The following is a 25,847-nucleotide window of genomic DNA, read 5'->3' on the forward strand; positions in this document are numbered from 1 at the left end:
CCGCTTGTCACTTTTCTATACGCTTAATACGCCATTTGTTTCCAAGGCATCGTTCGCAAAATATCTGCAAACACACCGGCTGCAGTTACTGTACCGCCGGCGCCATAGCCGCGTATTACATAAGGAATAGGATTGTAATAATCACTATTGATGGCCAATGCATTTTCGCCATCTTTCACTTGAGACAGTGGATTGCTCGGAGGTACTGCTTCAATACTTACCTTGCACTTGCCATCTTCTATGCTGCCAATGTAACGCAGTACTTTGCCTTGTGCTTTAGCATCTTCAACACGCGCTGCAAACGCCTCATCAAGCTCTGGCAGTTGAGTCATAAACTCATCTACCGTACAGGTTTCTGCAAAGCCTGGCGGTAATACAGATTCAATTTCAATATCAGACAGTTCTAACGCAAGATCTGCTTCACGGGCCATAATTAAAAGCTTGCGCGCTACATCCATACCACTTAGGTCATCACGCGGGTCTGGCTCAGTAAAGCCGTTTTGCTTAGCGGTTTTGGTCGCCTGAGAAAGCGTCATACCTTCGTCTAGTTTCCCAAAAACATAGGATAAACTGCCAGACAATATGCCTTCAAAACGATGAAGTACATCGCCAGCGCTAAATAGCTTTTGAAGGTTATCGATAACCGGTAGGCCAGCGCCAACGGTAGTTTCATAAAGGTACTGACGGTTGGTAGCTTGGGCCGTTTTTCTCAGTTTACGGTAATACTCCATGGCTGAAGTATTCGCCTTTTTGTTTGGCGTTACCACGTGGAACCCGCTTTCCATCATGTCTACATATTGACTAGCAATGGCCTCGTGGCTGGTGCAATCGACAATCACTGGGTTAACTAAGCTATTGTCATTTACAAACTGGTCTAGGCGTTCAACACTCAACCCTTCACGTGCAGATTCTAGTGCGGCTTTCCAGTCGCCAGTTAAATCGATACCTTGGCTATTAAGTAACAACTTGCGACTATTTGCCATACCGTAAACGCGCAGCTGTATATTACGTGCAAGCAAGGCCGGCTGCTGTTTCGCAATTTGCGTCAGCAGTTCGCTACCCACATTACCGCAGCCTACAAGGAATACGTCAATAGTGTGTCTGTCTGAGAAAAAGTTTTGATGAATAACCTTCACCGCTTTTTTCGCCCGCTTAGTCTCGATAACAGTAGAGATAGAACGTTCAGAAGAGCCCTGCGCTATCGCTACATTATTCACTCGTGCTTGCGCTAATGAATTAAAGAAACGAGCCGCAAGCCCCTTGGTTTGACGCATACCGTCGCCCACAAGAGTGACGATGGCGAGGTCGTTGCGCACTTCAATTGGGTCGAGTAATTGATTTTGTAACTCTAGCGCAAACGCATCTTCAAGCAAGTTTAGTGCTTTATTAGCGTCTTTGCTTTGTATACAAAAACTAATGGAGTATTCAGAAGATGACTGAGTAATAAGGCTGATTGAGATATTGGCGTTCGACATAACTTCGAATACGCGACTTGCCATTCCCACCATGCCTTTAAGACCAGGTCCCGCCACGTTAAACATAGTGACATTATCAAGCTGCGATATACCTTTAACCGATGTCCATTTCTCGCTTTTCTCATTGCTGATAAGCGTTCCAGGGGCCGCCGGATTAAGTGTATTTCGAATAAGGCACGGTATATGATGCTGAGCAATAGGGCCTATTGTTTTTGGGTGCAGAACTTTTGCGCCAAAATAGGATAACTCCATCGCTTCTTGATAGGTGAGTTTATCAAGTAGTACTGCGCCCTCAACCTGATTCGGATCCGCATTATAAACGCCGTCTACATCAGTCCAAATTTCACAGCAGCTAGCGTCGATACACGCGGCTAGAATAGCCGCAGAGTAATCGGAACCATTTCGGCCCAGGGTGACTTTTTGCCCTTCTTCGTTTGCGACTACAAACCCTGGCATAATAAGAAATTCACTGCCATCAACGGGAACGTCAGTAAATCGCGCTTTGCTAAGCGACACATCGGCAATGCTATCTAGGTACTCGCCATCAGCCAGAATATATTTTACGGGGTCGATAATGCGATTAGTCACGCCTTTTGCAGTAAGGATGGCACCAAAAAGCGTTACCGAAATGTACTCACCAATACTTAAAATGCCTGCTGCCACATTATCAGGGGCCACACCTAGTAAATTAATGCCCTGTAGATGTTTTTTCAATACTGTAAGCTGGCTGTCGATAAAAGCGATAACTCGGTTGTATTCAAACCCGTCTAATTCATCATTTAAGCTATTAGCGATACCGGTTACTGTGTCGTTTAGCTTATCGAGAAGCGGCTGAAAATCTTCGCCACCGGCTGCTTGTTCGCACAATAATGAGAGCGCATTAGTTACGCCTTTTGGGGCCGATAGTACAACGGCAGCACCGTCGGTTTGGTGAGTATCCATGCTAATCTCTGTAACGCGTAAATATCGCGGTGCATCGGCTAGAGAAGACCCTCCAAACTTTAAGACTTTCATATGCTACTCCTTGAGGTTGCGCATGCTAAAACGTATATAAAAAAAAACCCGCTCTGTTTGAGGCGGGCTTTCGTTGTCTTTTGCTTATTCGCACTAGTCACCGACCGCCCTTCTTGAGGTGGTAATTAACATGGTCATGGTGCGTATGGCTAGAATCTGTTTCATGGGTTCAATTTGCCGTATAGACGTCTATCTGTCAACCGCAGTTTTCACCACACTGTATTGCACATAATGCAACACTCTAGACAAAACGTTTCTCTTTTGAATATGAAAAGCCGATTATGGGTAACATTATCGGTCATCGGTAAGGTTTTCGGACAAAAAATCAACAAGAAGTCTAATTTTAGGTGCCACATTGCGGTTAGAAGGGAACACTGCCCAAATGGCTTCTTGCTTATCTTTATAGTCTGGTAAGACCTCTATGAGATACCCCTCGGTGATGGCATCTCTCACGTAAAAGCCGGGAAGTTGGGTTAAGCCCAGTCCGTTAAGTGCAGCAGCTTTAAGTGCATTGCCACTATTATACCGCACGCGACCATTTACATTCAGAGTGTGAACCTGTTGATTAATAAGAAAGCGCCATTGGGGCTGAGAACCTACCAGCAAACTGTGTTGCTTTAAATCTTCAAGCGTTTCTGGCATCGATGTGCTTTTAAGGTATTCTCGGCTGCCGCACACATACAGCTGGCGTGTAGCCAATTTCTTCGCAATCAGTGAGGAGTCTTCAAGTTTTCCGATGCGTATTGCCAAGTCGAGTCCCTGCTCAACGATATCCAGTTTATCGTTGGAAAACATGCACTGCACACTGATGCCCGAATAAGTAGCTAGAAATTTATTCAATAAGGGCGCAATGAACGCTTCACCAAAGGCTACTGGCGCGGTCAACTTAATCAGCCCCTGTGGAGATTGTTGCAGCGCACTTACCGTTAGCTGTGCGTTTTCGAGCATGGTTAACGCCGGGTTGGTTTGCTCAAAATAAAGCGAACCCGCCTCGGTTAGCGATACACTGCGCGTTGTTCTGTGCAGTAGCTTTACCCCAAGTCTCTTCTCTAGTGCAGCAACTTTTCGACTGATTTGTGCCACTGAAGTATCTAGCTTGTTTGCCGCGCCGGTAAAGTTACCCACGTTAGCGACGTTACAGAATTCAATAATACCATCTAGATTTTTCACCGCTGTGCCTCGTGTATCAACCTATTCAATTTTTTAAAACCATTCTTTCTAATCCACTCTTTTCAAACCATTTCTTTTAAAGCCTACGTTCTATCGAGTGTTTCGCCTATTTTTCAATATGTTTCAAACTCAGCGACTTACTTAACCTATTATTAGTCTCGAATCGATCTTCGCTCAGTCTTGGCTCGGCAAAATGACGTACTGTAAAGCTTAAAGCTTATGACGCATTCATCATTATTACAAATAAGAAATAGTGATTTACTAAATCTGTATTTATCAATCGTCCTGCCTCTCCTATACTCGTCGTATCAAACATCACAAACTCGAATGGTAATGACAGGAGTAAAGTATGAGCTCGTTTAAAGATTCATTAAAAGCAGGTCAAACGCATATAAAATCTAAAGCAGCAGTGGCATGGGGACCTGGCGAGCCACTCAAAATGGAAGAGATTGATGTCGAGTTGCCTAAAAAAGGCGAAGTATTGGTTCGTATAAAAGCGACTGGCGTATGTCACACCGACGCATTCACCTTGTCAGGTGAAGATCCAGAAGGCGTTTTTCCATCGGTACTTGGCCATGAAGGTGGCGGTATTGTAGAGATGGTAGGCGAAGGAGTAACAAGTGTAGAAGTGGGCGATCACGTAATTCCTCTTTACACCGCAGAATGCGGCGAATGTAAGTTTTGTACTTCTGGCAAAACAAACTTATGCCAAGCAGTGCGCGCCACGCAAGGCAAAGGCTTAATGCCTGACGGAACTAGCCGTTTCTCAAAAGACGGCGAGCCCATTTATCACTACATGGGTTGCTCTACATTTTCTGAATTTACTGTTTTGCCCGATATCTCTTTGGCAAAGGTGAATAAAAGTGCTCCACTTGAAGAGGTATGCCTACTAGGTTGTGGTGTTACTACCGGCATGGGCGCGGTGTTAAATACAGCAAAAGTACAAGAAGGCGACACGGTAGCTATTTTCGGATTGGGTGGTATTGGATTGTCAGCAATAATCGGCGCACGTATGGCAGGTGCGAAACGAATTATTGGCATTGATATTAACGAAAGTAAATTTGAGCTTGCAAAACAACTTGGCGCCACCGACATGGTGAACCCGAAAGATCACGACAAGCCCATTCAAGACGTTATCGTCGAGCTTACCGATGGCGGTGTAGACTACTCCTTTGAATGCATCGGTAATGTGGATGTAATGCGCTCTGCACTTGAGTGCTGTCACAAAGGTTGGGGAGAGTCGGTAATTATTGGCGTTGCAGGTGCTGGACAAGAAATTTCAACCAGACCATTTCAACTTGTTACCGGCCGAGTGTGGCGTGGCTCTGCTTTTGGTGGCGTAAAAGGTCGCTCGCAACTACCTGGTATTGTAGAACAGTACCTAAACGGCGAGTTCGGCCTACAGGAGTTTATCACTCACACTATGGGGCTAGACGAAATCAATGAGGCGTTTGACCTTATGCACAAAGGCGAAAGCATTCGATCTGTTGTTCATATGGATAAGTAGGTCATATGGATAAGTAGGTCATATGGATAAGTAGGACATATGGACAAATAGCTCATACGGATAGATGCTTTTAAATAACTGCTAAAAAGCCCGCCTCGCTAACAAGGCGGGCTTTTCTTGTTGTAAACACCACTGCTCTTTAGAGTGTGTTACGAATTCATAAAGAGATTTTAGTCACGTTTTTAGCGGTTATCGCGTATTCATGCCATAGTATTGATAACGCATTAATCGTGTAGGAAAGTTTATGAACTTGGTTACAGTTAAAAAAACGATGTCTTATTTATCAGCTTCGTCTCAGCAGAGGCCACCGTTTCAAAAAGTGTCGATGTTGGCAATGACTTTATTTGCTTTGGGGTCGTTAGGGGCAGCCTCACCCGCTATGGCTAAAGCTCAACAGCAGAGTGAAGAAGCTCAGCAGATTAATAGTTTAACGTCGTTGACCAATCTACAAAATAATAATGATTTTATGATCTCCTCAGGGTTACCTGCGAAAGCCCATTTGGCAATCCTAAAAGAAGACGGTGTTGGCTATGTTATCGATTTAATTCCAGGCGACCGCTCTCAGGAGATTATGAATACTGCTGAGTTGGAATTAACCTATTTCAACGTACCCGTTGAATGGGAACAACCAATGCTCACTGACTTTTTAAACTACTCTGCGTTTATGCAACGGATAGATAGAAGCTCTGAAAAAGTGCTAACCCACTGCAAATTAAACTGGCGCGGCGCCTCATTTACTTACCTTTATAGAGTGAACGTGCTCGGTGAGGACGAAAATATGGCCAAAAAGGACTTATTAGCCATTTGGCAACCTAACCCAACTTGGTATGCCTTTATGGAAGACGTAATTGCTCACTACAATGCAATAAATAGCACGGATAATGCGATGTCTTTTGATGCGGCTATTCCAAAAACTGAAAGCTAGCAGTCGCCTTTAGCTACCCTATAACAAATGACTAAGCCGCATATGCGGCTTAGTCATACAGCTGGCCTCGAGCAAAATAACCCACTTTCACCATCCACTGCATCATCACATATGAAAATTCAAATATGTTTTGACATATACGAAATTCCATATACCATAACAAACATATGAAATAACGTATGTAATCAATTATGACAGCAACATGTAACTTCTCACCATTGAGCTTTTTCAAGTGCCTATCGGAAGACACCCGACTTAAAACACTGCTGCTACTGAGCATTGCAAACGAGCTCTGCGTGTGTGACTTAACCGATGCACTAAAACTGAGTCAGCCTAAGATATCTCGACACCTTGCCGATTTACGCAAGTGTGAACTCGTGGTTGATGAGCGCAGAGGTAAGTGGGTTTACTACAGGCTCAATCCAACCCTACCGGTGTGGGCAAAGAACATCATTACCAACACCGCGCAAGAAAACGAACATTACATTAGCGAAGCCAAGAAAAATCTAGCGTGCTGCCAGTCAGTCGGATGCGACGCCTAAGCTTACAACACGTTTAATTTCTCTCTTATTTCCAACGTATTAGAAGGTTTATCATGAAAATTCTGTATATATGTACTCACAATCGTTGCCGCAGCGTTCTATGTGAAGCAATTACCAACGCCTCTTCAGGTCCTCTTCAAGCACAAAGTGCAGGCAGCCAGCCCGTTGGTGAAGTTCACCCTCTATCGTTAAAATATTTGGCCGAAAAAGGTTATCGCACAGAGGGGCTTAAAAGCCAGTCTTGGGATGAGTTTGAAGATTATGAAGCAGACCTTGTTATTACTGTGTGCGACTCTGCTGCTGGCGAGAGCTGCCCGGTATATTTCGGCAAGTCATTAAAAATGCATTGGGGTCTTGAAGATCCATCTAAGTTAGAAGGCAGTGACGAAGATAAAGCCCTAGCGTTCTATCACACTATCGACATCATTGAACAACGCGTAGCAGCACTCGCTGAACTCGCTAAGCGGTCATCATCCGACGAATCGTTTTCACGAGAGCAACTTAAAGACGCACTCGTTAAGTTAGGAGCACGCTGATGACTGAGAATCTTTTCATCGAGAGCGAAATGCACAAACCTTCTGCGTCTGACTTTGCACAAAGCCCGTCTTCACATAAGCCTCGTATCTTGCTGCTTTATGGTTCTCTTCGCGAGCGCTCTTACAGTCGCTTAGTCATTGAAGAAGCTGCAAGACTATTAGCGTTTTTTGGCGCTGAAGCGAAAATATTCGACCCTAAAGGGCTGCCTCAACCAGATACCGAAGACGACACACATCCTAAAGTGAGAGAACTTCGCGAGCTTATGGTGTGGTCAGAAGGGCAAATTTGGTGCTCACCCGAACGTCACGGCAGTATGACTGGCATTATGAAAAGCATTATAGATTGGGTGCCCCTTAACATGGGCGGTGTTCGCCCAACGCAAGGAAAGACCTTGGCAGTAATGCAGGTAAGCGGCGGCTCTCAGTCTTTCAATGCGGTTAATCAAATGCGAATTTTAGGGCGATGGATGCGTATGCTCACCATCCCAAACCAATCATCTGTTGCCAAAGCGTTTCTTGAATTTGAAGAGAACGGACGAATGAAGCCTTCCCCATACTACAACCGCATTGTGGATGTCGTAGAGGAACTGGTCAAATTTACCCTTCTCACTAGAGATAACAGTGAGTTTCTTGTGGACCGATACTCTGAGCGAGTGGAGAGTGCCGAAGAAGTAAGTAAGCGCGTAAATCAAAAATAGCAATGATAGTGCAAACATGTGGTTGAACCACATCAGGTCAAACTTAACGGGGGTTAACGATGGGTTTCTTTGAGCGATACCTTTCTGTATGGGTTGGGTTATGTATTGCCCTTGGCGTGGGATTTGGCTATGCCATGCCGCAATTTTTTGAGTCAGTAGCGGCACTAGAATATGCCCATGTAAACTTGGTGGTTGCAGTGCTGATTTGGTTAATGATCTATCCAATGATGGTACAAATCGACTTTAGCTCAATCAAAGACGTGGGTAAAAAGCCCAAAGGCTTAGTATTAACGCTAGCGATTAATTGGCTAATAAAGCCCTTTAGCATGGCTCTACTTGGCTGGCTGTTTTTTAGAGTTATTTTTGCCGATATGGTGGACCCTCAAACGGCAACTGAATACATTGCAGGTATGATTTTATTGGGTGTTGCGCCCTGTACCGCTATGGTTTTTGTATGGAGTCACCTTACCAAAGGTGATGCTAACTATACGCTAGTGCAAGTATCTATTAATGATTTGATCATGGTGATTGCGTTTGCACCGCTGACCGCCTTGCTACTTGGTGTTACTGATATTACCGTGCCGTGGAATACCCTATTACTCTCGGTCGCGCTATACGTTGTACTACCGCTCATAGCAGGATTTCTCACTCGAAAACGTATCGAAGCGAAGGGGCCAGAGGCTGTTACCAAGCTGGTTAATAATTTTAAACCATTCTCTGTCTGTGGCTTACTGCTCACCATCATAATCTTGTTTGGCCTGCAGGCAAAAACCATACTATCTCAGCCTCAGGATATCGCGCTTATTGCCTTACCACTGCTTATCCAAACTTATGGCATTTTTGCAATTGCCTACTTTACCGCGAAGCAGATTAAACTTCCCCACAACGTCGCCGCTCCGGCGTGTATGATTGGAACGTCGAACTTTTTTGAACTGGCAGTGGCAGTGGCCATCTCGATGTTTGGTTTACACAGTGGTGCAGCGCTAGCTACGGTGGTAGGCGTGTTAGTAGAGGTTCCTGTGATGTTGTCACTAGTATGGTTTGCAAATAGAACACGACACTGGTTTGATAACCCATCGTAAATGTTTATTTTCAGCGGGCGCTCACTCTATTTAAGAGCGCCTTGCTTTGCGATGCTAGAAAACGTGTATAGCGTAAGAAGTTTAATAACACTTAGCGTTGAGGGTGGCACAACCAAATCACCAAAGACTAGCTAGCAAGGGCTTTTTCTTCAGTAGTAATGACGAAGCCAAACTTCTTCAGCACTGATTGCAGGCGGTCAGGCTGTAGCGGCTTTTGAACAAAGTCCAGAGCGCCTAATGAAGCGACTTTTCTATGTATCAACGGCTGAATATCGCCTGATACTACAATGACGAAAGTCTCTAGGCCTCTGCGTTTTATCTCTCCTAAAACACTTATTCCACCAAGCACAGGCATAGTCAGATCGAGTAGCATCAAATCGATAGAATGATGAGCCAATACCTCAAGGGCATCAACCCCGTTTGACACCTCGTAAGCATTTTCAACAAAACCCGCAGGCAGACTTTTTTTCATTACCTTGCGCGCCAACGCTGAATCATCGCAAATTAGGACATTGAAACTCATTAAAAACTCTATACTGCTTAGTTTTGACCATCTCAATTTACCCTAAACTAAAGTATAAGGAAACAAAATAAGTCGCTGATTATCGACCACTTACCGTTGAAACAAGTGGCATCTGTGAATCATCTGCATTATTTTGTAAACAGATAGTAGATGTATGTCGCGCCTCAATCTGTTGCCTGCGCTCGGTTGTTTATGTTGACTTTTAACAGGTAGCGCGCTGAAAGTGCACATCATTTGAGGAGCTCGAATACACCGAAATAGGCAAATGATGCTTGTTATTTCTAAGGAATCTAATCATGCAAAATACCCTAACGCCCCAAGAAACAAGCGTAGCCAAAAAGGCTGCCTATCTGGTGTTATCTCATTTCGACAAGAGCTACCGGTGGTTCACTCGAATTACACGAGGTGCGCAACAGCGGTTTGAAAAAGGCAACTGGAAAGAAACCCAATTAGCATCGAGAGAGCGCATCAACATATATGAACAAAGTTTATCTGATGCGGTTGCCGAGATTTATCACTTAACGTCGGTGCACAAAAAAGATGATGTGTTTTGGCAAGAGTTAAAGAAAATCTTTGCCCTTCAATTAGAGAGCCACCCTCAGTTTGAACTTGCCGAGACCTTCTTCAATTCGGTAATTGGCCGTATATTTAAACATCGTAAAATAGATGATGACATGATGTTTGTGCATCCTAGCCGCTGCTTTTTACCGGGTCAGGATAGAGACAGAGTAATCAATAGTTTTGATACCACTACCACGGTGAGAGAGATGTACGAAGCTATTTTTAAGATCTATCGATGCAACATTCCTTTTGAAGATTACGAGCGAGATTTGCAGAATTTGGAAGACGCACTTCGCGCTCGTCTTAGCACATCGCAACTTGCCAGTGTGCAAGCCGTAGAAATACTCAAACCTACCTTTTTTAGAGGAAAAGCAGCTTATTTAATTGGCAGAATTTGTATGCCGGACGAGACGTTACCCTTTGTCATTGCTATGCGCCGTTACAATGCGCCAAATATATTTGTCGATGCTCTGCTTACAGATAGAAAAGATTTAAGCGTTATCTTCGGCTTTGCGCGCAGTTATTTCATGGCCGACACTCAAAACCCAGCAGAAGTTGCCGCTTTCTTACAAGAACTGCTGCCGAATAAAAAGAATTTTGAATTGTATATGGCGCTAGGCCATTACAAACACGGTAAAACGGTATTTTATCGCAACTTCCTTTCTCATTTGGAAACCTCCGAAGACCACTTTGAAGCGGCGCCGGGGATACGCGGTTTAGTGATGATGGTATTTCACCTTCCCTCGTATGGTGTTGTGTTCAAAATTATAAAAGATGAATTTGCAGAGAGTAAAAAAATCACGCGCCAGCACGTGAAAGACTGCTATAAACTCGTGAAGATGTCTGATCGTATCGGCAGAATGGCCGATACCCATGAATACGTGAACTTTCGATTTCCACTTGACCGAATAGCGCCAGAATTGATTGAAGAGCTTAAAGAGACGTGTGCTTCCAGTTTGGAATTCACTGAGAACGAGCTTGTGATAAAGCATATGTACATTGAGCGCAAAATGACGCCACTCAATCTTTATCTTCAACAAGAAACCGATGAAGACAAAATAGCGAACGCACTAGATGAACTAGGTATGTGCATAAAACAGATTGCGATGGCCAATATTTTCCCAGGTGACATGCTGCATAAAAACTTTGGTATTACCCGCCATGGTCGCGTCATATTTTATGACTACGACGAAATTTGTCTCATGAATGAACGAAACTTCCGCGCGCTGCCTAAATCTGATGATCCCTATGCTATTGATACCCTTTCTGTAGGGCCAAGCGACGTATTTCCAGAGCAGTTTGAACACTTCATTGTGGGTAAGCGCAAGTTTAAAGATATCTTAAAAAACCTTCATGGCGACCTAATGACCCAAGAATATTGGCGCAATGTGCAGATAAAATGCGAGCGAGGCGATGTACAACACTTCACCCCCTATTCAGAGAGTAAGCGTTTCAAACGCGACTAACGCACACTGCCGTGCATAATTTTGCAGTAAAACTAGGGAGGAAACCGTTAACATACCGCCTTTACAAAAAGGGCTGCATTTCGCGGTTTATTTATCACGCATAAGGGGTAAAAGTGATCGCTTTTTGTCTAATGACACGTAAAAGACAACGTAAGCCAATAGCGGCCTTACGTTTCGTTTTAACCTAAAAGTAGAAGTGTAATCATGAGAGTGTTACTTGTAGAAGATGATCCAAAGGTTGCCTCGCACATCGCAAACGGACTGTTGGGCGAAGGTCATGAATGTATTACTGCGGGTGACGGAGCATCTGGCTATAGAGAAGCAACATCAAATGAACTCGATGTTGTGATACTCGACGTAATGCTTCCAGAATACGACGGCTTCACTGTTTTAGAGAAATTGAGAGAAGCGGACAATAACACCCCAGTTTTATTACTTAGCGCCAAAAGCCAGGTCGAAGATAAGGTTCGCGGTCTGCGCACCGGCGCAAACGACTATTTAACCAAGCCGTTTGCGTTTGAAGAGTTGCTTGCCCGCATTGAAGGACTAGCTGGCCGCGGCAAAGATGGCGATGATAAAACGCTCATTAAAGTTGGCGATTTAACCCTCGACCTCGTTAACCGCAAAGTATTGTGCGGCGAGCAGGAAATTGATTTGCAGTCGAAAGAATTTCAATTACTTGAGTGCCTACTTCGCCATAAGGGTAAAGTCGTTACGCGCAGCATGCTGCTTGAGCAAGTGTGGAATTATCATTTCGATCCTCAGACCAACGTGATTGACGTGCACATTAGCCGACTGCGCCAAAAAGTGGACAAAGCATTTAATGTTCCACTGATTGAAACGGTAAGAGGTACGGGCTACCGTATCGCCGATAGCGCTACATGATAGCAATTCGCGACTTCACGAGAAGTTCTAGTTTTCGTGTTGGCGCGCTGCTTACCACACTGGCCAGCGTAGCAATTATTCTCATTGTTTACTTTTGGCGATTAACAAGCAGTGACCTTTTTATAACAGAATCTACGGCGGCAATTAATGCAAAAATTGCCGCTCTTTCTCAGATACATAACTCATTAGGCATTGATGCAGTTAAAGAGGCTATCGACAGTGGAGAGTTTTCACGTTCCACAATGGCCAATAATTCTGCATCGACTGCCAACGCCTCATCCCGCGAACTACCCAAGTCCGTTCGCTCTTTCGTAGTATTAAGTCAAAACCAACAGTTTGTTACTGGAAACCTTGCCAGTATTCCGCTTATTTTAGAGCGTCATGAGCACGCAAACTTTAACACGGCTGAAATTGTTATCTCGCTGCCTGATAGCGGCGAGCGCAAAACCCTTCGACAGGCGTTAGTGAGAGAAGTCTCTTTAGACAACTATACGTTAATTGTAGGGCGTGGAATTGACGACTTATACAGCGCCCAATGGTTTGGCAGAGCGTTTAGCTGGATTATAGTGGTGCTGCTTTCGATGTTAAGTGTACTCAGTTTTGCCATTGCTGTTTATGTGGTTAATCGAATCAATCGAATGTCCCAAACTGCAGACAAAATAATAAAAACTGGAAGCTTGGAGGAACGCCTAGAAATAGATAGCAACTGGGATGATTTAAGCAGCTTATCTGCGGTATTCAATCAAATGTTAGATACCATAGAAAACTCGGTTAACAATATAAAATCGGTGACTGACAGTATTGCACACGATCTCCGTACCCCTTTAGCGCGTTTACGCAATACATTAGAGCAAATAGACGACGAAAAACTGCGTGATGAAACAACCCACGAAGCAGATAACCTGCTCAATATGTTCAATAGTTTGCTTAGAATAAGCGGGCTAGAAACCACCAACAAAAAAGAAGGATTTTGCGAAACCGATGTTCTTGCAATCGTTGAAGATGTTGTAGACCTATACCACCCGCTAGCGGAGGACAGGAATATAACCCTGACTAGCTCCTTGCAGCCAATCACCATGATTGCAGACCCCAATTTGCTGTTTCAAGCTGTAGCGAACGTGCTTGATAATGCCTTAAAGTACTCTCCCGATGGAAGCCGTGTGGTAGTGCAATTAACGTCGACGAAAACTCACCACGTCATATCCATTAACGACGCAGGAATGGGCGTAGGAGAGCATGAGCTTGAAAGTTTAGAACGTCGTTTTTATCGCGCAGATGGCAGCAGAACAAGTAAAGGCAACGGCTTGGGACTGTCTCTTGTCTCAGCCATTGTTAAGCTACACGAAGGCCGTGTGTGGTTTGTACACGACCCACTCATGAATGGGTCGGGCTTGGGCGTGGTGCTTAGCTTCAAGCGCTAGGCGATTAGACTATTCATATACCACTCTCGCCCCTCAATTAACCGTGACTGGCCACATGCGTCTGGCACGAGTGCTTATTAACATAATATAATGGGCAAATTCAGCTGTCCGTTTGAGGGAATTGGTTTTGAACCGTCGCAAAAAAATCATCAAAAAACTCCAGAAAAAAGATAAAAAGGCGAACGCTAAATTGCATAAAAGTAGTAAGCCAGTTTATGTTTCTAAAGCTGAGAGGGAAAAATTAGTTGAGCAAGTTAGCAGCGTTGAAGAAGATGGCGCTACCCTTAAATAAGGATAGCGCAACCAAATTAACGATAATACGCTACGCTGTTTTCTCTGAAACGACGGGCTGTTGCAAAGTGATGGAGCCAATCTTTAAACTGTACACCTTGAGCACTTGCTTCATTGTAAAACGGGCTGGGCGATGAGACAGGAAAAGCATTGTCTTCACAGAAGTCGTTAAGCACCATATGGCAGGTGCCCTCGCCTAAGTAAAATTGATAGTTCCATGTAAATGCTGACAATGCATTAAGCGATGTGTAGCTCTGTATTTGCCACCCAAAAATATAAATAAAGTCGTCTTCTGATACCCCCCAAGTGGTGGGATCTAAATTACCCTTTGCCACTTGGTCAGATATTTTCAAAAACTGAATTTGAACAATATCAGTGCCAGTAGAATATTGAGCGAAACGATTCCATGGATACTGATAGGCCAAGCGCAACATTACCTGTTTGTTCAGCGCAAGATGGTTGAAGTTTCCAATTAGCGACTGAAAGTTGCGTGGTAATGTATCTTCTATCCCCCAGGGCCCAGCGTAATTAAGTACTGACTCGGTAAAACCTTTCGAAATAACGCCCATAGACGCGTCTGCAAAAAGTGCTACCTTCGTTCTTCCAAAGAGCTGTTGAATAATGGGGAAATTAAACGTTGCACCATAACCGCCGGCACTACTTCCACTTAACAGAACCTTATTTGGGGACAATGCCTGTGAATCAAGTTTTTGCTTAATCCAATCCATTACTGCTAAAGCGTTATCGTGACCTCTATGCTTAATAACGACTTCAGCACCTGGCTGGCCTGAAACCAAGCCTAGCGTGTCAGTATAAGGCGTATCTTGAGACCCTATATGTAAGTCACCTGTACAATAAGGAATAAATACCTTCGACCACGATTGAAACGGATTCTCCTCGGTGTCCTCAAAAATTCCGCCAGAAATAAACGGTGTATTTTCAACAACTGCTGAAGGGTTAAAAGCCGCTCGACTTAAGGGATCGGCATCGAACTCAAGCTGAAGAGAAGCTAAACACGTAGCTCCATCCCAGCAGGCGCCGCCACCATTAAAGTAGATAAGAAGGTTGTCACTCTCGCCTTGCTCAAAATAAAACGAGAATGGGTTAGGCACTATTCCTTGTTCGGTAGCTAATGCAGGAAGAGCGCATGCGGGCGTAATCGTTTTTTGCTCTTTGCTGGGAAGCGAAACCTGCATTTCAGTAGGCGGAGTAATTTGTTCCCACTGTGCAAAGGCAACGGTGGGTAGAATGAAACTCAATGACAGCGTGATAAGCAGAAGGCGTTTAATAGCAAGATGCATAAACAATTCCTTTTGTAGTTTAATAAAAAGATGGGTTGGGCGACGCAATGTGTAATGGCACGGTAAATCAGTACATCCGAGTCCGCTGATTTTGACTGCCTCACTGTAATTGATATCAGTGGGCACATCGTTTCGTGCACAAATAGAGTAACGTAAAAACGAGCGCTGTCTACAAGTTAGTTATTATTAGTTGCGCCGATGCTAATGTAGCATCAACGCAACGCAATCCCATCTCAAACTTTTTAAAATATTCCAATAACTTACAATGCTACTCCTGCTTTTGCATGAATATGGTCACTTCGGCCATAACAATCCCGAATTTGCGGATATAAGAGCGATTCATCATGGTTGTTTCATCAAAAGCCCAAAACCAATCGTCAAACGTCACAGAGTAACTGGTGTCGTCTACGGGTAAATCCATTTGGTAATGGAAGTTGAAAGCATTGCCGTAAGATGTACCTGCAGCAGGGCCGTCTATGTCGCCAGCGTTTCCAACGAATGTACCATCGCTTTGTTTAACAATTTTCCACGTGCGGGACATTGGACCTTCACCAACACCATAGTCGAAGGTTTCATCGAGTGTTAACGTGTCACCGTCTATAGAACCATCAATATCCACTTTAAAACGCTGCACAACTTCACCAGAGCGATTTTGAACGATGCCCCACGCTTTGACATCACCATCAAAAAACTGCTCAATGTTAAATGCTGGTTGCACAGAGGTATAATCTTTACCTTCAACCGACACTGAACAACCACTCAGTGTTACTGCACTTATTCCCAATCCTGCTAGTGCATAGGCAGCGCGTTTCAATGATTTCATAATTATCCTGTTCTTTACTCTAATGCTAAAATTAAAAAATAGTCTGTAAGCTGCGCTAATTATTTGATGCCTAGTAGCGCTCTTCTAAACTTAGGCTCTGAGGTATTCTCTCCCAGCCAAATATCAAAGAATTTTTGCGTAAACTCTGGGTCTTTAACTTCCCCGGCATTTTCGCCGTTGAAATAGAATAAGGCGTTGCCCTCTTCAGTGGCTACGCCTGTTAGTACATCTCCCTCTTTTACATCTGGGAAAATATCTACCATGTCTTGTAACCAGCGCTTGGCTTTCTCTGAATCAAGCTTTGCCTGCTTTTTCATCTCATCAATAGAACGCTCAGCTATTTTCTTACCGTCTAGCGAACGTTGGTACTTTAGAGTTAGGGCAATAGGCTTTCCTTTCTCATACTCTCCCTTGGGAGCGAACAAAGTAGCCTCGTAAACATCGAATAGGTAATAAGTAAACATATCTTTGCCCACAACTTCTGCATTGGGGACACTTTTGGATACTGGCGAAGGCAAAGCAGCATTTGATGCAAAAGATACGCTCATCAGAGAAATACTCATCATTGTTAAACTTAAAAAAGCAGCCCGGTTCACGACAGTGCGAAGCTTACTTGCTAGAGCACTCATGAGCGAGTTCTGCTCTACCTGCGATTTATTTGAGGTTGCGTGTTTGATACACACTAATTTAGCATTCGTCATTAATTCAGCATTCGTTATTAATTTAGGTTTCATCATTTTTCCCTGTATGACTCTCCAGCGTTGATTTTAGTCGCCCTATTTGACGAACTGACGCCTTCAACATTTCCATACTTTTTGATTTGTGGTCGTATTAGTTATACTGCGAGCAGATAATGAATGATCAATTGTGGCAACTTCCTTCTGTGAATAAACTAACAACGCTTGAGCAGACACTCACCCAGCCCTCACCTTTAGAATTGTTTACACCTGACTGGCCTGGTGCCGAGGATGTGACTATTTATGTAAAGCGCGACGACAAAATACACCCCGTAGTGTCTGGTAATAAGTGGCGAAAACTAAAGCAGTTTATTTATGGCTACGCAGAGCAATACCTAGACGGCGCTGAAGAGTCTTCATTCACCGCCAAAGGCTCTGTCAGACTCATCAGTTTTGGTGGTGGCTTTTCAAATCACCTTCATGCACTCGGATATGTGTGTCATACCCTAGACATTCCGCTTACAGCCATTATTCGTGGAGACTATTCTGCTACACCAACACCAATGATCAGCGACCTAACTTCATGGAACGTCGATATTGAGTATGTTGACCGAATAACCTATAAAAAACGTGACTCTGCCGAATACCTCAACTCACTAAAAGAGCGCTTTTCCCCTGCCATTATCATCCCAGAAGGGGGAAGCCAAGAGCAGGCAATTTCAGGGGTTGCAGAGTTAGTTAATGAAATTACTGAAGCGCTCGCTACCAATCACAATACCGAGTTCGACACTATTATTGCCCCCGTAGCCAGTGGTGCCACAATGGCAGGTATTGTCAGTGCGTTAACGCCAAACCAGCACGCTATTGGTATTGGCGTGCTTAAAGGCCAAGATTACTTGGAATCCTTGGTTAATCAGTTCTTACCCGCCACCATTTTGACAAAACATATTGTGACAAAAGAAATTTTGACAAAAGAACTCGCAGCAAAAGCGCCTGCGAGTAATGAAGAAGGGGGTAAAGCAAACAGTAACTGGCATATTAACCATGAATACCATTGCGGTGGATATGCAAAGGCGCCGCCCTACCTAAAGGCATTTTGTGAGAACTTTAACAACGCCATGCCCTTTAAGATTGAGCCCGTTTACTCCGGAAAAGTATTTTTCGCATTGAAAGATATGCTTAAAAAGGGCACATTTAAATCAGGTAGTACGATAATTCTCGTACACACCGGTGGACTTCAGGGTGCTCGCTAAGGACATTGCAAAATGTTCATTTGTGTAGTGATAGTAAACCTATGGGTTCAATACACCGTAAGTAATAATGAAAGGAATAAAGGACAGTGTATCTAAAAACAGCAACCAAAAATATTAGCGATGACCTATTGAGTATTAACTATAGCATTGCAAGCAACGCTAACTTTGAGGAGATACAACATGATCGACCGACCAGTTACATTGCCAACCCCTTTAAAAGAACTTGTTTCCAAATCACTTTCCATATGCAAATTAATGCTGCTGAACAGTGATGTGTTTTACCCTTTTGCGGCTGTAAACCAAGACGGTAAAAACGGTTGTATATTTGCAGACGAAACCACCGAGAGTAAACGTGAGTCGCAGCTCATTGAGCAACTCCAGTGGAGGATTATCGACACAACCACCGATACCAACAGTTACAGCGTCTTAGTCTATGCTGCTACTATCAATACACAGAACAGTAAAAATGTGGATGCCATAGCGGTAGTGACATCGTCGCCTGATCATGAAGAACAATTGCTCCTATATCCTTACTATAAGGTTGACGGTTCTGTGGTGGTGTCGCCGCCGATTAATACTGCGGCGCCCTAAGCTCGACCTAAGTCCCCTTTTAACGCATTCATAGTTAAAACGCTCATAACGTTTTTCATCGTTAGCAGGGAAATTTATACTATTTATACTTTCAGACACTGACTTTGCTTGCCAAATCGTCGGTGTCTGCTAGCATTCAGCAAAAATTTACTCGCAAAATTTAGGGATTAATACTATGTCTCGCGTTCTCATTATTGGTGCTGGCGGCGTTGCCTCAGTGACGGTCAAAAAATGTGCTCGTTTGCCACAACATTTCGATGAAATATTCTTAGCAAGTCGAACGGTGTCTAAATGTGAAGTTCTTCAGCAAGAAGTTGGTGAAGACCGCGTGAAAGGCGTATTTGCTTTAGATGCTGATAATGCTAAAGAAGTGGAAGCGTTAATCAACGAAGTGCAGCCTGACCTAGTGATTAATTTGGCATTGCCATATCAAGACTTACCTATCATGGATGCGTGTTTAGCAACCAATACGCATTATCTTGATACCGCAAACTACGAGCCAAAAGACGTAGCAAAATTTGAATACTCATGGCAGTGGGCGTACCAAGACAAGTTTAAAGATGCCGGTATCATGGCACTACTTGGAAGTGGTTTTGATCCAGGTGTCACTAACGTCTTTACTGCGTATGCAGCAAAACACTACTTTGATGAAATTCACTACCTTGATATTGTCGATTGTAATGGCGGCGATCACGGTCAAGCATTCGCGACTAATTTCAACCCAGAAATCAATATCCGCGAAATTACTCAGCGTGGTAAATTTTGGGAAAATGGTGAGTGGAAGGAAACTGATCCGCTTAGTGTTCGAGAAGACCTAGACTATCAAAATATAGGCGAGCGCGCCTCGTACCTTATGTTCCACGAAGAGCTTGAGTCGTTGGTGAAACACTTCCCAACACTTAAACGTGCCCGTTTTTGGATGACATTTGGCGAGGCTTACCTTAATCACCTTCGCGTGCTTGAAGGTATTGGTATGACGAGCATTGAGCCTATAGAATTTCAAGGCCAACAAGTTGTGCCTTTAGAGTTTCTAAAAGCCGTATTACCTAACCCAGGATCGCTTGCAGAAGGTTATGTAGGCATGACCTGTATTGGTACTTACATTACAGGTATAAAAGATGGCAAAGAAAAAACCATCTTTATCTACAATAACTGCGAACACGCTAAGTGTAATGAGGAAGTAGGTGCTCAGGCGGTATCGTACACCACAGGCGTTCCTGCGATGATTGGTGCTGCACTTATGCTAAACGGCACGTGGAAAGAAGCTGGCGTGTGGAATATGGAACAGTTTGATCCAGACCCGTTCATGGATATGCTTAATGAACACGGACTGCCATGGCATGTACTAGAGTGCGATAGTAGCCCTTTCACTAAATAGATTGCTTTGAACAAATACTTATAGATATTTACGAGGGGCGCTATGTTAAGTGCCCCTTTTTACGTTATTGACCGGAGCTTGAACCCTTTGACCAATCTTACCCAACGCACTGATATTCCCTCACCCTGCTATGTTCTTGAGGAAGCAAAGTTAATTCGTAACCTCACGCTGATGAAGCGCGTTCAAGACGAGTCAGGCGTTCGAATTATTTTAGCTCTTAAAGGCTTTTCCATGTGGTCTTGCTTCGATATCGTCAAACAATATCTTCAAGGTGCCACCGCAAGCTCAGTGTGGGAGGCAAAGTTAGCAGCTGAAATGGGCAAAGAGGTTCATGCCTATTCCCCTGCTTACAAAGCTGAGGATGCAAAAGAACTCGCCACATTAGTGCATCACTTATCGTTTAACAGCCTTAACCAGTGGCATACCCACCGTGAGGCGCTAAAAGATGTATCACTTGGGTTGAGAATTAACCCAGAGCATCAAGAAGCAGATACGCCACTTTACGACCCAGCTGCACCCGGTTCGCGATTAGGGATAAGAGCGGATGAGTTAGAAGGGATTAGCCTTGACGGAATTGAAGGTTTTCACTGCCACAATTTATGCGAGTGCGATTCTTTTGCCACAAAGCGTACTTTGCAGGCCATTGAGAAACGATTTGGCAAATGGCTACATCAATTAAAATGGTTGAATTTAGGCGGCGGTCATTTAATGACAAGTGAAGGCTATGACGTTGAGCACTTAATCAACACACTGTCGGCATTTAAAGAGCGTTACCCCCACCTTGATATTATCTTAGAGCCGGGCTCTGCGGTAGCGTGGCAAACAGGCCCTTTAATATCGGAAGTGGTGGATGTGGTGAATAACGAAGGTGATATTGCCATATTGGATATCTCGGCCACTGCGCACATGCCAGATGTGTTAGAGATGCCCTATCGACCTACCGTGTTAAATGCGGCATTACCAAATGAAAAGTCACACAATTTCAAACTTGGCGGCAATTCATGTCTTGCTGGCGATGTTATAGACACCTACTCGTTTGATGAACCTCTGGTGGCGGGAAGTCGTATCCAGTTCGAAGATATGATGCACTACACCATGGTAAAAACCACGTTTTTTAATGGGGTTGATCATCCGTCCATTGGCATATTGCGCTTAAACGGCGAATTTGAATTAGTGCGAAGTTTCACGTACGAAGATTTCAAAGGGCGCTTGTCTTAAGAGGCCCTTACTTTTGAAACAAATGTCGGCTTTTTAAAGCCGACATTTTTTATAAGCTTAATAGAAATTACTTAAATAACACCGCTACCTTTCGCGGTTTCGCTGTCATCTATTTCACCTTCCACTAACACGATATCATCCAGCTCGATGGTAAATGAGGTACCTTTTTTTCCGCCTACGCTATAACGAAAACCATACATCTCGCCTTCATTAAACGATATCTCAGCGCTGGTATTAGGGTGAATTAAATCGAACACTCCCGAATCATTGGCCTTTGAGAAAACATCTACCAGCCACTTGCCTTCTGCCATGGTGATTTTCAGTGTTTTTTTCATATACGCCTCCATTTTCTGCTGCTCAACATTCTCTTAATAACACCTAGTAATTGGTAACAACTAAAAGGCAGTTAAGATCAGTGCTAGCCCTTACCACCTCTGGTTTATTCTTTTGCGTCCAACCCCGCTTGATAAAGTGCGTTTTTCTTTAATCCATAGTGGCCTGCAACTACCGCAGCAGCTTTTTTCAGTGGAATATGCTCACAAAGGGTGTGCAGCAATGACATTGCCTCAGAGGGAATTTCCTGTTCACTAACGTGAGTTGGACCAATCATCACCACAAATTCGCCTTTTTGGTGGGCCGCTTCGGATGTTAGGTAATCAATAACATCTTGGGCGCTGCCGCTTACATAGGTTTCGAAAGTTTTAGTTAGCTCTTTCGCCACCACAACATGCCTTTCACCGAGCACGCGCTGAATAAGCGTTACTGTGTCTAAAATTCTGCGCGGCGCTTCGTAAAATACACTCGTGTAAGGTCTATCTAGCAGCGCAGACACCGCACTCTCTCTGGCCTGTGCTTTTACTGGCAAAAACCCTTCAAAAATAAACTTATCTGTCGGTAAGCCTGACGCGCTTAATGCTGTAATGGCTGCGCAGGGGCCTGGCAGGGCGCAAACCGGGATGCCCTGCTCGCGGCAGCGACGTACCAAGATAAAGCCAGGGTCGCTTATTAGCGGTGTACCGGCATCACTAATTAACGCAACCGCCTCGCCACCCTTTAGTCGCTCGCATAACATGGCTGCACGCTTATCTTCGTTATGATCGTGCAGCGATAATGTTTTGGTAGAAATACTCAAGTGCTGAAGTAATCTTGAGCTATGGCGGGTGTCTTCTGCCGCAATCCAACTCACACTGCCAAGTACCTCGATAGCTCGAGCGCTTATGTCGTTTAAGTTTCCGATGGGGGTGGGTACAATGTACAGCGTAGCAACGTCATTCATAGGATTGGCAGAGTTAGTCATAAATAATAATAGAAACGTGATAATGCGGTAAGTGTAACATGCCAATAGTCCAGTTTATGCCGCCAAGCGTAGATTTTCACACTGGTTGAGATAAACTTAAGCGATATCGAAGTAAAAGGAATGAAACTGTGCGCCATACCGGAACCACTGGAAAACACATCACGCGTTTTGCGGTAACCTCATTACTGCTCTCACCGTTATTGTTAGTTGGCTGCACGAGTACGCCCAAAAAAGCGGTTAACGTTTCAACAAGCGTAAAATCCCCTGTTGAGCAGCCTGTTATTCAAGAAGAGATTACACCTGAACACAAGCTTGTTGAGGCAAAAAAGGCGTGGCTTGCAACTCGCAATAAAGAGCGAAGAGACACCTTACTTCTAGAGGCTGCTGAGCTGTATATCGCAAATCAAAAGCCCCTGTTAGCCCAACAAGTGCTTTATGAAGTGAAGCAAGACGGCGTATCTACTGCTAACCAATCTGCTTACGCACTACTTATGGCAAAAGTGTATGTGAACAGCCCTGACGCGTCGCCCCAAACTCTACTGACCTTGCTTGAGACAGTGCCGGATCAAAGCCAATTTGGTGTCGAAAAAGCACACCTTCAAACACAGTTATTTATTCGCGAGGGCAATTATGGCGCGGCGGCAAACAGCCTATTGAAAACCGACCTCACTGACGAACAAAAAGTAGAGCAAGTTTGGACATGGGTAACGTCTATGTCCTTTTCATCACTTGACGACGTGAGCTCGCAGTATCCCGCGCTTTCTCCCTTTGTTAGCTTAAGAAAATTAACGCAAGAATATCGTTCTAATCCTAAGCAACTTGCCGCTAACCTACGTAATTTCAAACGTGTCTATGCAGGTCATAGCCTAGGCAAAGCTTTCCCTAAAAATGTAGATAGCGCTACCCAGCTTTCTCGTCCAAGTATCGATAGCATTGCCGTATTGCTCCCACTATCTGGACGTCTTGGCGCAACGGGTAACACCATTAAAAACGGCATCATGGCGGCGTATTATCAGAGCATTGAAGATAATCAGAGCGAGCGCGACCTACCTCAGCTTAGCTTTGTCGACACCACAGATAAAGATGTCGAAGGTATTGTAAATGCCCTCGGAGAAGCAAAATTTGTTATTGGCCCGCTACTTAAAGATAACGTTGAACGCATAGTGCCTGCCCTACCTACTGGGGTAAACGTATTAGCCCTCAATCGGTTTGATAATTTTCAGCAGGCAATGGGCGAGCTTGATAGAACCATTGAGTTGCTTGCACAACAAGATGCTTCAGGGAGCGCTGAAACTGACCCACTATCAGAACAAACAAGTGCGAAGCCCCCCTTATCTGCAGAGCAAGGTTTATCTGAGAAAACGTCTGTAGCGCAACCTATCGCAGCTAACTTCTTTGGTCTAGCACCAGAAGATGAGGCCAAACAGCTTGCAGAGCTTATATTTAACAAAGGGTTTAGGGCCCCTATTGTTATTGCAGAGCAGAGCTCTCTCTACATGCGTATGGACGACACATTTAAAGCGCATTGGGAAACGCTGAACAAGGCAGAGGGCAAACGCCGCACCAACATCACGTCGGTAACGTTCAATGACAGTAACTCGCTAAGAGAAGGTGTTACTTCAGCGCTAGATGTGGCGCAGAGCAACAAGCGAATTAATCAAATTGAGTACATGACTAATGACGAAGTGTACAACATGCCTCGTAGCAGACGAGACATAGACGCTATTATCGCGTTTGCTTCACCACAAGACACTGAATTACTTAATCCGATTATTGAAGCAAGTCTCAACCCTCTTGATGGACAGCCCATTCCCGTTTATGCCTCGTCTCGCTCTATGGATTACGACAGCGGTAAAAACCAGTGGCGTGATTTGAAAAACATTCACTTTATCGATATGCCCTGGTTAATGCCGCAGCATAAATGGCAAGGTTTAGCCCAAACCGTGGACCAAGCCTTTGCAGCACAAAGTACCATGCAAAAGCGCTTATTCGCCTTTGGTTATGACGCCTATGAGCTGCTTCCCCAGCTTGGTATATTAAACACGCTACAATATTTAAATCACGATGGGCTTACAGGCTCGCTGTCACTGAACAAAAATGGCGAAGTAGAGCGGCAGCAGCCCAGAGCTATTATTCGCAATGAAAAAGTGGAAATACTCACAGAATAGAGAATTATTATGTCGCTATTGCAAGGGAATGCAGCAGAGCAACAAGCCTGTCAATTTTTGTTGGAACAAGGCCTAACGTTACGCTGTCAAAACTATCGCACACGCCGAGGCGAATTAGATATTGTTATGCAAGACGGCGACACCATAGTGTGTGTTGAGGTCAAATATCGTAAGAATACGAAATTTGGCAATGCAGCAGAATTCGTTACCGCACAAAAACTGCAGCGAATTCAAGCTGCGTTTGAGTTCTATTTGTTAGATAATAGCCTTAATTCGACGTCTACCTCATTGCGAATTGACGTTATTGCTATCGACGGTAATCGTCTTCAATGGCTAAAAAATATTGGCTAATGCCAGCCTTAGCATTCGAAGCGCCTCATACGCGCCCACCAGCGCTGAAGATTTCCTATCAGCAGCTCGCTTATAAAGAGAAGAAGTATGATTGAACAAATTAAAGCTAACTTTACTGAAAGTATTCAAACCAAAATTGCTGCCTCTGAAATTTTGCCAGAGTCGATTGAAAAAGCAGCGAGCATGATGGTTGAAGCGCTTATTCGTGGAAATAAAGTGCTTAGCTGCGGTAATGGCGGTTCGGCTGGCGATGCACAGCACTTTTCTTCTGAAATGCTAAATCGTTACGAAAGAGATCGCCCTAGCCTACCTGCTATAGCATTGAGTACCGATACCTCAACAATTACGTCTATTGCCAACGATTACAGCTATGATGAAATTTTTGCCAAGCAAGTACGCGCGCTAGGCCAACCCGGCGATATCCTTCTTGCTATTTCTACCAGCGGAAACTCGCGCAACGTTACCGCCGCCATGGAAGCCGCACTGTCGCGCGACATGACGATAGTTGCATTGACGGGTAAAGACGGTGGAGAAATGGCCGGATTTCTTAGTGAGCACGATGTAGAAATTCGCGTACCGTCAAACCGTACTGCACGAATTCAAGAAGTGCATTTGCTGGTCATTCACAATTTATGCGAGTGCATTGACGATAGCTTATTCCCAGCTGACCACGGTGACGAGTAATTATTAGTTT

25 protein-coding genes are annotated in these 25,847 nt (G+C 44.3%); 17 read left to right on the forward strand and 8 right to left on the reverse strand.

Features of this window, described 5'->3' with window-relative positions:
• Positions 1–23: 23 nt before the first annotated feature.
• Positions 24–2,489, reverse strand: a complete 2,466-nt coding sequence (thrA, locus tag V7R39_RS09060) for a bifunctional aspartate kinase/homoserine dehydrogenase I (RefSeq protein WP_334030178.1) — start codon at positions 2,487–2,489, stop codon at positions 24–26.
• A 291-nt stretch (positions 2,490–2,780) separates the two neighbouring features.
• A complete protein-coding gene (locus tag V7R39_RS09065; RefSeq protein WP_334030179.1) occupies positions 2,781–3,659 on the reverse strand; it encodes a LysR family transcriptional regulator in 879 nt (292 codons plus the stop codon).
• 349 nt (positions 3,660–4,008) lie between these two features.
• On the opposite strand from V7R39_RS09065, the gene V7R39_RS09070 reads away from it, so the two are divergent.
• From V7R39_RS09070 to arsB, 6 genes are all read left to right on the forward strand, one after another.
• On the forward strand, positions 4,009–5,166 hold the full coding sequence (locus V7R39_RS09070; RefSeq protein WP_334030181.1) for an S-(hydroxymethyl)glutathione dehydrogenase/class III alcohol dehydrogenase: 1,158 nt from the start codon (positions 4,009–4,011) through the stop codon (positions 5,164–5,166).
• 244 nt (positions 5,167–5,410) lie between these two features.
• Positions 5,411–6,091, forward strand: a complete 681-nt coding sequence (locus tag V7R39_RS09075) for a hypothetical protein (protein WP_334030182.1) — start codon at positions 5,411–5,413, stop codon at positions 6,089–6,091.
• Between the two features lie 191 nt (positions 6,092–6,282).
• Positions 6,283–6,633, forward strand: coding sequence for a metalloregulator ArsR/SmtB family transcription factor (locus V7R39_RS09080; RefSeq protein WP_334030183.1), 351 nt, complete (start codon positions 6,283–6,285; stop codon positions 6,631–6,633).
• Between the two features lie 53 nt (positions 6,634–6,686).
• Positions 6,687–7,169 carry an arsenate reductase ArsC gene (locus V7R39_RS09085; RefSeq protein ID WP_334030184.1) on the forward strand — a complete coding sequence of 161 codons (483 nt, stop codon included), beginning with the start codon at positions 6,687–6,689 and terminating at the stop codon, positions 7,167–7,169.
• A 29-nt stretch (positions 7,170–7,198) separates the two neighbouring features.
• Positions 7,199–7,867: an arsenical resistance protein ArsH gene (arsH, locus tag V7R39_RS09090; RefSeq protein ID WP_438823532.1), complete on the forward strand. Its 669-nt coding sequence runs from the start codon at positions 7,199–7,201 to the stop codon at positions 7,865–7,867.
• A 59-nt stretch (positions 7,868–7,926) separates the two neighbouring features.
• Positions 7,927–8,949, forward strand: coding sequence for an ACR3 family arsenite efflux transporter (arsB, locus tag V7R39_RS09095; protein WP_334030187.1), 1,023 nt, complete (start codon positions 7,927–7,929; stop codon positions 8,947–8,949).
• 127 nt (positions 8,950–9,076) lie between these two features.
• Here arsB and V7R39_RS09100 read toward each other — a convergent pair whose 3' ends face one another.
• Positions 9,077–9,472, reverse strand: coding sequence for a response regulator (locus V7R39_RS09100; protein WP_334030188.1), 396 nt, complete (start codon positions 9,470–9,472; stop codon positions 9,077–9,079).
• Positions 9,473–9,768: 296 nt separating this feature from the next.
• On the opposite strand from V7R39_RS09100, the gene aceK reads away from it, so the two are divergent.
• The 4 genes from aceK to V7R39_RS09120 all read left to right on the forward strand — a co-directional run bounded on the left by aceK (position 9,769) and on the right by V7R39_RS09120 (position 14,097).
• The gene (gene aceK, locus V7R39_RS09105) at positions 9,769–11,499 is read left to right on the forward strand and encodes a bifunctional isocitrate dehydrogenase kinase/phosphatase (RefSeq protein ID WP_334030189.1); all 1,731 of its coding nucleotides are present in this window, start codon (positions 9,769–9,771) and stop codon (positions 11,497–11,499) included.
• A gap of 204 nt (positions 11,500–11,703) precedes the next feature.
• The gene (locus V7R39_RS09110; protein WP_334030191.1) at positions 11,704–12,384 is read left to right on the forward strand and encodes a response regulator transcription factor; all 681 of its coding nucleotides are present in this window, start codon (positions 11,704–11,706) and stop codon (positions 12,382–12,384) included.
• On the forward strand, positions 12,381–13,805 hold the full coding sequence (locus tag V7R39_RS09115; protein ID WP_334030192.1) for a sensor histidine kinase: 1,425 nt from the start codon (positions 12,381–12,383) through the stop codon (positions 13,803–13,805). The genes V7R39_RS09110 and V7R39_RS09115 overlap by 4 nt, the downstream gene beginning before the upstream one ends.
• Positions 13,806–13,932: 127 nt before the next feature.
• Complete coding sequence (locus V7R39_RS09120) at positions 13,933–14,097, forward strand: DUF2986 domain-containing protein (RefSeq protein WP_287010257.1); 165 nt, start codon at positions 13,933–13,935, stop codon at positions 14,095–14,097.
• Positions 14,098–14,113: 16 nt separating this feature from the next.
• On the opposite strand, the gene V7R39_RS09125 is transcribed toward V7R39_RS09120, so the two are convergent.
• The 3 genes from V7R39_RS09125 to V7R39_RS09135 form a co-directional block, all read right to left on the reverse strand.
• Positions 14,114–15,397: a pectin acetylesterase-family hydrolase gene (locus V7R39_RS09125; protein ID WP_334030193.1), complete on the reverse strand. Its 1,284-nt coding sequence runs from the start codon at positions 15,395–15,397 to the stop codon at positions 14,114–14,116.
• A gap of 268 nt (positions 15,398–15,665) precedes the next feature.
• Positions 15,666–16,220, reverse strand: coding sequence for a DUF3833 domain-containing protein (locus V7R39_RS09130; protein WP_334030195.1), 555 nt, complete (start codon positions 16,218–16,220; stop codon positions 15,666–15,668).
• A 59-nt stretch (positions 16,221–16,279) separates the two neighbouring features.
• On the reverse strand, positions 16,280–16,954 hold the full coding sequence (locus tag V7R39_RS09135; protein WP_334030197.1) for a chalcone isomerase family protein: 675 nt from the start codon (positions 16,952–16,954) through the stop codon (positions 16,280–16,282).
• A gap of 119 nt (positions 16,955–17,073) precedes the next feature.
• Between V7R39_RS09135 and V7R39_RS09140 the strand changes: the two genes are divergently transcribed.
• The 4 genes from V7R39_RS09140 (at position 17,074) to nspC (ending at position 21,337) form a co-directional block, all read left to right on the forward strand.
• Entirely contained in the window at positions 17,074–18,150 is a 1,077-nt protein-coding gene (locus V7R39_RS09140; protein ID WP_334030198.1) for a 1-aminocyclopropane-1-carboxylate deaminase/D-cysteine desulfhydrase, read from the forward strand.
• Between the two features lie 180 nt (positions 18,151–18,330).
• Complete coding sequence (locus V7R39_RS09145; RefSeq protein WP_334030200.1) at positions 18,331–18,741, forward strand: hypothetical protein; 411 nt, start codon at positions 18,331–18,333, stop codon at positions 18,739–18,741.
• Positions 18,742–18,916: 175 nt separating this feature from the next.
• Complete coding sequence (locus V7R39_RS09150) at positions 18,917–20,119, forward strand: saccharopine dehydrogenase family protein (RefSeq protein WP_334030201.1); 1,203 nt, start codon at positions 18,917–18,919, stop codon at positions 20,117–20,119.
• A 42-nt stretch (positions 20,120–20,161) separates the two neighbouring features.
• Positions 20,162–21,337, forward strand: a complete 1,176-nt coding sequence (gene nspC / locus V7R39_RS09155) for a carboxynorspermidine decarboxylase (protein ID WP_334030203.1) — start codon at positions 20,162–20,164, stop codon at positions 21,335–21,337.
• A 71-nt stretch (positions 21,338–21,408) separates the two neighbouring features.
• Here nspC and V7R39_RS09160 read toward each other — a convergent pair whose 3' ends face one another.
• Both V7R39_RS09160 and rsmI read right to left on the reverse strand, forming a co-directional pair.
• Positions 21,409–21,672, reverse strand: a complete 264-nt coding sequence (locus V7R39_RS09160; protein ID WP_334030204.1) for a hypothetical protein — start codon at positions 21,670–21,672, stop codon at positions 21,409–21,411.
• Positions 21,673–21,776: 104 nt separating this feature from the next.
• Entirely contained in the window at positions 21,777–22,613 is an 837-nt protein-coding gene (gene rsmI, locus V7R39_RS09165; protein WP_334030223.1) for a 16S rRNA (cytidine(1402)-2'-O)-methyltransferase, read from the reverse strand.
• A gap of 149 nt (positions 22,614–22,762) precedes the next feature.
• Between rsmI and V7R39_RS09170 the strand changes: the two genes are divergently transcribed.
• From V7R39_RS09170 to V7R39_RS09180, 3 genes are all read left to right on the forward strand, one after another.
• Positions 22,763–24,802, forward strand: coding sequence for a penicillin-binding protein activator (locus V7R39_RS09170; protein ID WP_334030206.1), 2,040 nt, complete (start codon positions 22,763–22,765; stop codon positions 24,800–24,802).
• 9 nt (positions 24,803–24,811) lie between these two features.
• Positions 24,812–25,153 (forward strand): YraN family protein, encoded by a 342-nt coding sequence (locus V7R39_RS09175; protein WP_334030207.1) that lies wholly within the window; start codon positions 24,812–24,814, stop codon positions 25,151–25,153.
• 87 nt (positions 25,154–25,240) lie between these two features.
• Complete coding sequence (locus tag V7R39_RS09180; protein WP_032097399.1) at positions 25,241–25,837, forward strand: phosphoheptose isomerase; 597 nt, start codon at positions 25,241–25,243, stop codon at positions 25,835–25,837.
• Positions 25,838–25,847 lie beyond the last annotated feature (10 nt).

Origin of the sequence: Alteromonas sp. P256 (assembly GCF_036864455.1) — a bacterium.
In the GTDB taxonomy this organism is placed as follows: Bacteria; Pseudomonadota; Gammaproteobacteria; order Enterobacterales; family Alteromonadaceae; genus Alteromonas.

Bases quoted from the DNA above. Each gene is read 5' to 3' on its own strand.
- thrA (WP_334030178.1), bottom strand. From the start codon at position 2,489: ATGAAAGTCTTAAAGTTTGGAGGGTCTTCTCTAGCCGATGCACCGCGA.
- V7R39_RS09070 (WP_334030181.1), top strand. From the start codon at position 4,009: ATGAGCTCGTTTAAAGATTCATTAAAAGCAGGTCAAACGCATATAAAA.
- V7R39_RS09075 (WP_334030182.1), top strand. From the start codon at position 5,411: ATGAACTTGGTTACAGTTAAAAAAACGATGTCTTATTTATCAGCTTCG.
- V7R39_RS09080 (WP_334030183.1), top strand. From the start codon at position 6,283: ATGACAGCAACATGTAACTTCTCACCATTGAGCTTTTTCAAGTGCCTA.
- V7R39_RS09085 (WP_334030184.1), top strand. From the start codon at position 6,687: ATGAAAATTCTGTATATATGTACTCACAATCGTTGCCGCAGCGTTCTA.
- arsH (WP_438823532.1), top strand. From the start codon at position 7,199: ATGCACAAACCTTCTGCGTCTGACTTTGCACAAAGCCCGTCTTCACAT.
- arsB (WP_334030187.1), top strand. From the start codon at position 7,927: ATGGGTTTCTTTGAGCGATACCTTTCTGTATGGGTTGGGTTATGTATT.
- V7R39_RS09100 (WP_334030188.1), bottom strand. From the start codon at position 9,472: ATGAGTTTCAATGTCCTAATTTGCGATGATTCAGCGTTGGCGCGCAAG.
- aceK (WP_334030189.1), top strand. From the start codon at position 9,769: ATGCAAAATACCCTAACGCCCCAAGAAACAAGCGTAGCCAAAAAGGCT.
- V7R39_RS09110 (WP_334030191.1), top strand. From the start codon at position 11,704: ATGAGAGTGTTACTTGTAGAAGATGATCCAAAGGTTGCCTCGCACATC.
- V7R39_RS09115 (WP_334030192.1), top strand. From the start codon at position 12,381: ATGATAGCAATTCGCGACTTCACGAGAAGTTCTAGTTTTCGTGTTGGC.
- V7R39_RS09125 (WP_334030193.1), bottom strand. From the start codon at position 15,397: ATGCATCTTGCTATTAAACGCCTTCTGCTTATCACGCTGTCATTGAGT.
- V7R39_RS09130 (WP_334030195.1), bottom strand. From the start codon at position 16,220: ATGAAATCATTGAAACGCGCTGCCTATGCACTAGCAGGATTGGGAATA.
- V7R39_RS09135 (WP_334030197.1), bottom strand. From the start codon at position 16,954: ATGAAACCTAAATTAATAACGAATGCTGAATTAATGACGAATGCTAAA.
- V7R39_RS09140 (WP_334030198.1), top strand. From the start codon at position 17,074: ATGAATGATCAATTGTGGCAACTTCCTTCTGTGAATAAACTAACAACG.
- V7R39_RS09145 (WP_334030200.1), top strand. From the start codon at position 18,331: ATGATCGACCGACCAGTTACATTGCCAACCCCTTTAAAAGAACTTGTT.
- V7R39_RS09150 (WP_334030201.1), top strand. From the start codon at position 18,917: ATGTCTCGCGTTCTCATTATTGGTGCTGGCGGCGTTGCCTCAGTGACG.
- nspC (WP_334030203.1), top strand. From the start codon at position 20,162: ATGTTAAGTGCCCCTTTTTACGTTATTGACCGGAGCTTGAACCCTTTG.
- V7R39_RS09160 (WP_334030204.1), bottom strand. From the start codon at position 21,672: ATGAAAAAAACACTGAAAATCACCATGGCAGAAGGCAAGTGGCTGGTA.
- rsmI (WP_334030223.1), bottom strand. From the start codon at position 22,613: ATGAATGACGTTGCTACGCTGTACATTGTACCCACCCCCATCGGAAAC.
- V7R39_RS09175 (WP_334030207.1), top strand. From the start codon at position 24,812: ATGTCGCTATTGCAAGGGAATGCAGCAGAGCAACAAGCCTGTCAATTT.
- V7R39_RS09180 (WP_032097399.1), top strand. From the start codon at position 25,241: ATGATTGAACAAATTAAAGCTAACTTTACTGAAAGTATTCAAACCAAA.